Origin of the sequence: Helicobacter pylori (genome assembly GCF_003638305.1) — a bacterium.
Lineage (GTDB): Bacteria > Campylobacterota > Campylobacteria > Campylobacterales > Helicobacteraceae > Helicobacter > Helicobacter pylori_DJ.
In genome coordinates this window covers 43,362-52,597 of the sequence record NZ_MVYP01000011.1, presented here as the reverse complement: position 1 = coordinate 52,597, position 9,236 = coordinate 43,362, and the positions used below count along the sequence as shown (strand labels likewise).

The window sequence follows — 9,236 nt, the reverse complement described above, 5'->3', positions numbered from 1 at the left end:
ATTTTTTATTATTCTCTCTTTTATTTCTCTTTTCATTAACCCGCACCACCTTTTCAAACCATTTGATTCCATAAGCCCCATTTTTAAATCAGTGGGGCTTACAGAGTTAAATTCAATACAAGGAGAAATGATGGCAAAAGTAGATGTGGAGTTAAAAAAACTCTATCAAATTTTAGTGGATAGTGAATATTTTTATCAGGTTCCCGATTACCAACGCCCTTACGTGTGGGATAAAGATCATTTAGGAGCTTTGATTGATGATTTAGTGGGCAGCTACACAAACAATAGAGAAGATGAATATTTTTGCGGCTCTATTGTGATCGCTGAAAATCCAAAAGATAAAAGATGGGATGTTGTGGATGGCCAACAGCGGTTAACGAGTTTTATCATTCTGGCTTGCACGATTTTAAGGCTTTATAAAGATAGTCTTGGACAAAAATCTAAAGATTTTATTGAAGGGAGTATTTATGATAAATACGATAAAGGAAAAGAGCGTCTGAAGTTTTTAACCGCTCAAAATTACAATAGCATTTTTGAAAACACGGTGTTAAACCATTTGGAGTTTGAAGACAACATTAAAAAGAGCGAATTGAATAAGAAATTTGAAGAAAACACTTATTTGCGTAACGCTTATTATTTTAGAGAGCTATTGAATGAGAGCATGGAAAATGGTTCCATAAGCGATATGGATGATTTTGTCAAGTGGTTTTATGAACACATTGCTTTGACTAGGATCATTTGTTTTGAGCAAGACAGCGCGATGCAAATCTTTCAAGTGTTAAACGACAGAGGCCAACCCTTAAGCCCTATTGATATTTTAAAATCCAGTTTGATGCAAGAAATCAAGCAAGATAGTGAAAAGCGTAAGGATTTTATAACCACTTGGGACAAATTGGTTGAAGCTTGCAAGAGCATTGAAGGCATAGATATTGATTTGGAAGACTTTTTTAACATGTATTTAGAATACGCTGATCCTAGTTCTTCTAAAAAGAGAGCCGATAAGGGATTAAAAAAGGTGTTCAAAGACAGCAAAAAAGACGCTTGCGAGTTCATTTATGATGTGAGCGCTTTTATGAAATCTTATACCGATTTGTTAAAAAAACCAGACCGATACATTTATTTATTAAGATACCTTCCCTCCAGATTTTGGGCCAGTATTTTAACGACCGCCCTTTATGTCAAATACCCTGGTTTTGACGCTTTGAAAAGGCTTTTGGTGTCTTATTATTATCAAACTTGGATTGCAGGAGGCACGATCACGCGCATCAAGCAAACGAGCATCAACATTATCAAAAATGTTAAAAGCAATAAAGACATTGAAACCATCCAAGAGCTCATATTGGACAACATAGAATCTTATAACACCTTTAACCAATACCACTATAACTTATGGGATAGTTATTCTGTTTATCCTAGCAAATGGTTACGCCCTGTCTTAGCCCTAGCTAATTATTTCATGACAGATGAAGAGAAACCCCATTTTATCGCTATGGATGCCGAAACCCAAGTGGAGCATATTTTACCCCAAAATCCCAAAAAGGGCAGTCAATGGAATGCGGATTTTGACAAAGAAAAAAGAGAAGAATGGGTGAATCATATCGCGAATTTAACCCTTTTAAAGCGTAAAAAGAACGCGCAAGCTTTAAACATGGATTTTGATGAAAAAAGAAAAATTTATGGCGGCAAAGACCCAAGCAAAGTGATTAGCTGTTATGACATCACTAAAGAATTGTATAGCGACTATAGGAAGTGGGACGAGAAGTCTCTCCAAAAGCGATACGATTTTTTGTATGAAATTATCACGCCTATTTTACACATAGAAGGGCAAGAAGAGGAATATGAAGATGATTTTGATCTAGAATGATTGAAAATCATCAAGCATAAAACAACAAAGGGGATAATCAATGCCTAAAAAAGAGCTATTAAAGATGTCAAAGAAAAGGATTTTTAAAGACTTCTTAGAAGAAGTCAAGCGCCATCGCCCCATTGTTTTCTATACAGATAATGATTGTGATGGCATGTTGGCTGGCAGCGTTTTAATGTCTATGTGTTACAGACTGGGTATTAAAGATTTCTTTTTCTTTAGCCCCTTAAGGAATGCGCATGGTTATGGTTTCACTGATTTAGCCCTAAACGATTTATTGTCTCAACCTTGTATCTTTAACCCTAAAACCAATCAATTAGTCCGCCTAGATCACATTAAAAACCAATTTCAAAAAAACCCCTTATTGTTTAGCGCTGATTTGGGGGCGGATTTAGTTTCTAACATAGAATTACAAAAAATCTTATTAGAACATTTTGAACAATGCATCATCACAGACCACCATAAGAGTTTTGAAGTTGATTTGATTGATAAAAATAAAATCGCCTACATTAACCTGAATGATGAAAAAGACGCTAACTATTATAGCGGGGCTTTCACAAGCGCTTTAGTGTTTAGTCAAATCTTTCAAACGCAAACCACTCCTTTAGAAGAAGAATTGATCGCTATCACGCTTTTAAGCGATCGCATTGATTTGGATAATGGGGATAATTTGGATATGGTTTTGAATTTAGCGCAACCTAAACATGACCGCATTGAATGCTTTTTCAAAGATAAAGACCTTTCTTTGGCCCAAGACGATTTAGATGAAATTTCTAACTTATACGGCTTTAATTGTATCAATTATATCAACGCTTTAAGCCGTTTGAGTGGGGCTAGAGAGTTTAAGGGTTGTTATAATAGCTATTTGCACTATCTGGTTTTAAAGCATTTCAATCCCACAAGCGATCCACGCTTAAGCGCCTTTAATGTTAAGGAATTCAAAAGATACAACGACATTAAAAAGAAAATGGTGAAAGAAAGCGAAGAAAACGCTCAAATTTTTCCTTGTAACAAAATATTAGTGGCTCTTTTAGATGAAAGCTGTTCTATTAAAGTGGGTGTTAGCGGTTTAGTGGCTAATAACTTTTTAAAAAAATACCCTTCCAATCGCTCCCTTTGTATCTATAGAGACAATAAAGACGGGTATAGCGGTAGCGCTAGAGGTGGTGGGAATTTTTTAAGCCAGATTAAAACCATTCCTTTAATACAAGCTGGCGGGCATGAGGAAGCTTTTGGGTTGAGCTTTGCAAAAGAGGATTTTAAAAAAGTGATCAAAAGCTTACAAGCCTTATAAGGTCAAATAACGCTAAGGATGAATTTTAAAAAAAAGGACTTGACATGTTATTGGATTATGATTTTTTATTGTTATTGAATGATGAAAGCGGGAATCCAACCAGATACTACTATTTGTTACAAGATTTTGAAAAGGATTTTGTGGCTAGTAAAGTGGCTCAAAATAGAGCGAAGCGATTCGTTAAGGAGATCATTGGGAGAGAGAAAGCCTCTAAAACTAAAAACAGCGCCATTGAAGTTTCTAGCACGAAAGCTTCTGCTATTAAGAACGAAACGATTGGAAGCGGCGATCTTAAAAAGGCGTGTGAGAAAATCAAAAGCGGGCTACCCTTTGGGATCATCTCAGCCTTTAAACCCTTTAAAGACGCTTTTTACAGAGATTTCAATCATAATGAGCAAAATTACTGATAGGGGCAGCTAAAAGCGGTTGCATTCAATCTAGCACTGACAAACTGGCTCAGTTAAAAACGCGCTTTAATCTACTGGCAAGACAAATCTGTTAAAGTGGATTGGGATAAACCCATTTTGATTAAGGACTTTTTTAAAGGCAATAATTACCTTTATAGGAGGCTTTGTTTTTTATTGGGGAAGCATTTTATAGACAGATTTTTAAAGAATAACGCTAAGGCGAGCGTGAAAGACTTTATATCTAGTAAGGAGTTTGTCGCTAAATACCGATACACCCCCAAGCAAAATACAGAAAGAGCGAAAAAGCTGCAATCGTATTTAGAGAGTAAGCGCGATTTTATAGGGTTTGTTCAAACGCTTAATTCTTTAAAAGACAACCCGCAAGATCCTTTTTTACCCAATGAAGAAACGAGCTTTTTGGTGTTCGCAAATGAACCTACTATCGTATTTAATTTAAGAGACTATTTATTGGTGTTAGTGCAAATATTCAACCAACAAGCGATCTGTTATTGTGAAAGCAAATGCCCTATAGAATTAATCAACGCTTCACCGGGTAAGGACTTTAACAAAACACAAGACAGTTTCTCAGACATCAAATTTTCAACGCCCAATCAATTAGAACAATCTCTCAACGCTCTTAAAAACAAGCTAGCCGCATTCTTTTCAAAACACCCTGATAAGCATAACGGCATGGAGTTTAATGAAATAGCTAAAACTCAAATAGAAGCGCTTTATCTGCCGCATTCTAGCGATGATTTTGATGATTTTCGCAAGCATCTTGAAGATAGCGTTAAAAGTTTTATCAGAGCGAAAAAAAATCGTTATGGTTTTCCTAAAATCTTTGATGTTGCAGACATAGAACAAGAAGAGAGGGAAGTCATTGAATGGCGAGAAAAAGAGAGAGCGTCAAAACAAAGCTATAAACAAAACCTTCAAATCAACAAAATCGCTAACGATTTAAAGCGTGATAAGGTAGTGGATAAAAGAACGATTTTAAGCGTGATAGACGCTGATATAGAGCGTGGTTTTATCCCGCCTAAAGATTTGTTAAAACAATTAGAAAAAATTAGCGCTTCTCTTTCTAAAGACATCGTAATAGCGATAAAGCAAGTAGAAAAATTAGAGCTTAACTATGCGTTAATAGACAATATCCAGCATAACACGCTTGATGACACGCTTGATTTTACCTTTATTGTTGGGGATTCTTTGAGCGTTCAGTCGCTTTATGTTACCTTTGATCTTGTGATTGACATGGATAGACCCATGAGCGAGCAGTTTCTCAACCACATTGGGGAATTGGGGAGTTTTAAATCTAGAGAGGAAGCGTTAGAGTGGGTGCGATTATCGCAAACTAAACTGATCGTTGAAACGCCTAGAGAAGCGCTAAAAAATGCGGAATTATCGCAAATTGAAGAAATATTGACTGGCTGTATTTTTAATGGCGCTTACCGCCTTCAAAACGATCTTAAGAAAGGGCGATAGACATGGAAATTTTAAATAAAATTAAAACCCCAACAAGGAGGAACAAGCCATGCCAAAAAGATAAAAACATTAAAAAACATTGAACGGACAATTATAGCGGATTTTAAAACAAATTTTTACCAAGGGGTATTTTATGGGTTTTCAAAATGAAAATAAATTAAAACTAGGCGCGTTAGTCAAAGCCACCATCAATGACAAAGTGGTGGAGGCTAAAGTCATTAATATCGGCTTCAATCGTGTAACCTTAAGGAGCCAAAAAGGCAACGAAGCCACATACGCTTTCAATAGCGACAAGTTCTTAAAGTGGTTCAATAAAGTTCCCTTAACCGAGCATATGAGACTTCACGCTGAAAACAAAAAAGATGACGCTGATGATTTGTTGAAAGGTCTTAAAATTGTAACTAGCGGACCAAGTGTTAAGGAAAGGACTTCTATTCCTAAAGAAAAAGAGGATAAATATAAACTCTCTTTCGGTTTTGAGGAAAAAAGCGAGTCTAGTTTCTCGGTGGTAGCTAAAGACTATTTCCTTACTGATAGAAAAAGTAGGATTGGTGCGTTATTGACCCCTATGTTTTATCAAGGAAAAGGACATCAAGCTTCTGCTATCATTCTTACCGCTTTATCGTGTGCGGAGGGCTTAAATAAGCATAGCGACCTTGAGTAGGCTAAAATGCTTGAAAATCGTAATGTTGAAAATTGTTATTACGACACTTTTGATAATATGAATTTAGGCAATTTGACACTCTTTTGTAAGCTTATTAAGTTGTATGCGAGAGGTGATGAGGAGGCGCAAGATTTAGGAGGTATTTGGGCTGAAATGTTACCTACTAATAAAGAGGAGGCGTTGTTTATAGCGCAACTCTTATGCGATGGTGGTATCAATAAGTATAATCTCTCTTGTGGCGGTTTAACTAAAAATCTGTTAAACGACTTTACGCCTTATATGGGACTTATGGACCAAGAGTCGCTTAATGATTTTATCATGGAGGAAAGTAAAGAGGAGGAGGGTGAAAATTAAACCCCCCCCTTACTTTCTTGTGAGGGGTCTCCTTTTTTTTTAATCTCTCTTTTATTCTTCTTGTATCTTTATTTTTCAAATGTTGCTTGGCGTTTCTTGTATCTTTATTTTAGCTATAATCCATTTATAGCGTTCTCTTAAGAAATCGTGCGCAAATACCCGTTTTCGCTCAGCATGACATACAAGCGCCCCATGATTTCTTTCTTTTCTTCCATGTCCAGTTGGTTGTTGTCTTCAATTTTTTGTTTTAAAAGGCGCTCGATCTCTTTGGTGTCATAGTCCAAATCGTCTAACACATCTAAAATCGTTTGGGCTTCGCAAATATCTTCCACTTCATAATCGCCTTTTTCATCAAAAACCACGCTAAATTCCGTAGGGTGCGTGAATAAATTGTGTTTCATGCCTAAAACTTCTTGATACGCCCCCACTAAAAAGAACGCTAAAAAGTATTCTTCTTCATCTATATCTATATCATGCAAAAACAAGGGCTTCGTGGAATCAAAAGCGATTTCCCCATCGCTATCGCAAGTAATATCCCACAAACTCGCGCTCCTGGTGGGCTTTTCATCTAATTTATTCAAGGGCATGACCGGGAAATTCTGCCTCAAGCCCCAATAATCCGGCAAGCTTTGGAAAAACGAGCAATTCAATAAATAGCGCTCTTGGACCTGCTCTTGAATGCGTAAAATATCGTTATGATCCTTAACATAAAGCAATTGCACCGCTTTTTTGACGATCAAATGGGCTAAAACTTCAGTGTTGCTCCTGTCAATCAAATCAATATAGCCCAAATCAAAAAGCGTGAATAACGACTCGGTGTGATCAAAACTATCATGCAAGTATTCAATGGCGTTTTTTTCATTGATATTAGCGAGCAAGTCTAGCATTTCATCAATCAATGGGGGGTTATTATTTTCTTTGATTTTTAGGGACTTTTCATTGTATTCATGCGAAAACAATTCTAACACAGGGGCCACTAAAACGGCATGGTTAGCGGAAATATAACGGCCTGATTCAATGAAAATATCCGGCTCGATTTCTTGCTTATTTTTCACAATTTCCCTCAATAAAAACACCACATCAGCACTGAATTCTTCTAAAGTGTAGTTCTTGTCTTGGTGGTGCTTGTGTTGGGTGTATTCTACGGCTAACCCCCCTCCAATATTCACGCTATTGAGATTTTTAGCGCCCATTTTACGCAATTCTGCATACAAGTTACCCGCTTCTCTTAAAGCCTTTTTTAAGGGCGAAATATCGCTGATTTGAGAGCCTATGTGGAAATGTATCATGTGGAAATGCTCTAGTAAGTCGTTTTCTTCTAAAAGGCGCATCGCTTCTAAAACTTCAGTGCTGCTAAGGCCAAATTTAGAATTGATCCCCCCACTCTTTGCCCAAACGCCAGTGCCAGCGCTGTGCAAACGGATACGAATGCCAATTTTAGGGCATGCTACAAAATCGTTTTGTTTAGCCACGGCGATAATGGTTTTTAATTCATTCAAACCCTCAATCGTTAAAGTGATCTCATGCTGCATGCTTTTAGCGATAAAGCCAAGCTCAATCATTTCTTTGTCTTTAAAGCCATTCACGGTGATAGGGGCTTTAGGGTTAGTGTAACTCATTGCGATGATGAGCTCAGACTTGCTCCCGGCCTCTAAGCCGTAATTCAAACCCTTAGCCCCTTGCACTAAAGGGAAAACAAACGAGGGCATTTGATTGACCTTTAAAGGGAAAACCGCCTTAAAAGCCCCGCTGTATTGATACTCTTTAATCGCTGAAGAAAACGCATCAAACAGGCTTTTGATTTGTTTTTGCACCAAATGGGGGAATCGCACCAACAAAGGCCCTCTATAACCCTTATCGCGCACGCTTTGAACGATTTCTAAAAGCGAGGGGTTTTTGCCATGACAAACTTTAACCAAGCCTTTTTCTATCTTAAATTCGTTATTGCTCCAAAAATTAATCCCATAATCATGGACTTCTTGCATTTTTTATCCTTTTATTACGATAAGGTTTTAAAGAGATGAGGGTTATTTTTAAAATCTTTGATCGCTTCTTCATAAACTTTTTCAATTTGAATGACTGAATTTTCTAAAGTGTAGTTTAAAGCGCTTTTAGCGTATTCGTTTTGCATTCTTTCTCTTTCAAGCTTGTTTTCTAACCACCAGTCTATTTTAGCGCTCAAATCTTTAGCGTTATTGGGCTCAAATAGCGATCGTTCATCCAGCGCGAATTGCCTGGTCGCGCTTAAAGGGCTATTAGCGATAATAGGCACAATCCCCACGCTAATGGCTTCTAAACACGCAATCGCTTCGCTTTCCACATTGGCCGTGTGCGCATAAAGGGTGCAAGTTTTTAAAATCTCTAACAATTCATTAGAATTGACAAACCCAAACTCCGTTTTTACGCCTAGTTTTTGGGCTAGAAGTTTGATTTTTTTCTCATCAGGCCCTTTGCCTTTGAGTAATAATACAATGTCTTGTTTGTATCGGCTTAAAGCAACTGCCTTGATTAAAACGCTTTGATTTTTTTCATTAGAATAGCGCCCTACCATAGCGATTTTAAAGGGCGTGGTGTCAAAAAGGCTTTTTTGCGGGTGTTCAAATTTAAACATGGGATCAAAGCCGTTAGAGATAGCGTATTTTTTCCCTCCATAGTTGTATTTTTCCAATTCTTCTACAATGAATTTTGACGGGCAATGGATATGGTGGATATAGCGGTAATGCGAAGATTTAAACCACGAAAAAAGCATCATGTTAAACCAAGAAAATTGCCCCAATTTCATGTTATAAGAAATATGCTCTGGCTGTAAATGGAAAGAGCCAATATAAGGCACTTGCATTTCTCGCGCGATTTTTACGGCTGTTTTTTCTAGCAAAAAAGGCAAATAAGTATGGATCATATCCGCTCCCTTAAAAGCCTTTCGTAGAATTTTTTCATCCGGTTTAGCAAAAAGAATGTGTTGTTTGTGTGAAATTTCTGTAACTAGGGGGATATAACGCTCTTTAAGGTTGTAATACCCCTCTTCTTCACTCCCTAAATTATCCACATAAGGGGCAACCACTCTCATCACATGCCCTCTTTTTTTCAGTGCTTCAAAGAAACGAAACGCTGTCATAGAAGTGCCATTACTGGTGTCTTTAAAGCTATCCACAACTAAAACAATAACCATTT

Annotated in this window: 6 protein-coding genes and 1 pseudogene; 5 read left to right on the top strand and 2 right to left on the bottom strand. The window is 37.2% G+C overall.

From position 1 onward, the window contains the following. Nucleotides 1–130: 130 nt before the first annotated feature. The 5 genes and pseudogenes from EAL04_RS05990 to EAL04_RS08290 all read left to right on the top strand — a co-directional run bounded on the left by EAL04_RS05990 (nucleotide 131) and on the right by EAL04_RS08290 (nucleotide 6,065). Complete coding sequence (locus tag EAL04_RS05990) at nucleotides 131–1,864, top strand: DUF262 domain-containing protein (protein WP_162982508.1); 1,734 nt, start codon at nucleotides 131–133, stop codon at nucleotides 1,862–1,864. Nucleotides 1,865–1,904: 40 nt separating this feature from the next. Beyond that, on the top strand, nucleotides 1,905–3,158 hold the full coding sequence (locus EAL04_RS05985) for a single-stranded-DNA-specific exonuclease RecJ (RefSeq protein ID WP_120973982.1): 1,254 nt from the start codon (nucleotides 1,905–1,907) through the stop codon (nucleotides 3,156–3,158). Between the two features lie 44 nt (nucleotides 3,159–3,202). Further along, nucleotides 3,203–5,047 (top strand): annotated as a pseudogene (locus tag EAL04_RS05980) (hypothetical protein). 133 nt (nucleotides 5,048–5,180) lie between these two features. Next, complete coding sequence (locus tag EAL04_RS08295) at nucleotides 5,181–5,711, top strand: hypothetical protein (RefSeq protein WP_108394692.1); 531 nt, start codon at nucleotides 5,181–5,183, stop codon at nucleotides 5,709–5,711. A gap of 6 nt (nucleotides 5,712–5,717) precedes the next feature. Beyond that, a complete protein-coding gene (locus EAL04_RS08290; protein ID WP_373454270.1) occupies nucleotides 5,718–6,065 on the top strand; it encodes a hypothetical protein in 348 nt (115 codons plus the stop codon). Between the two features lie 137 nt (nucleotides 6,066–6,202). Here EAL04_RS08290 and speA read toward each other — a convergent pair whose 3' ends face one another. Together speA and EAL04_RS05960 are read right to left on the bottom strand one after the other, a co-directional pair. After that, on the bottom strand, nucleotides 6,203–8,050 hold the full coding sequence (speA, locus tag EAL04_RS05965) for an arginine decarboxylase (RefSeq protein ID WP_001158600.1): 1,848 nt from the start codon (nucleotides 8,048–8,050) through the stop codon (nucleotides 6,203–6,205). Nucleotides 8,051–8,064: 14 nt separating this feature from the next. Then, entirely contained in the window at nucleotides 8,065–9,234 is a 1,170-nt protein-coding gene (locus tag EAL04_RS05960) for a glycosyltransferase family 4 protein (RefSeq protein ID WP_120973980.1), read from the bottom strand. Nucleotides 9,235–9,236: the final 2 nt, after the last annotated feature.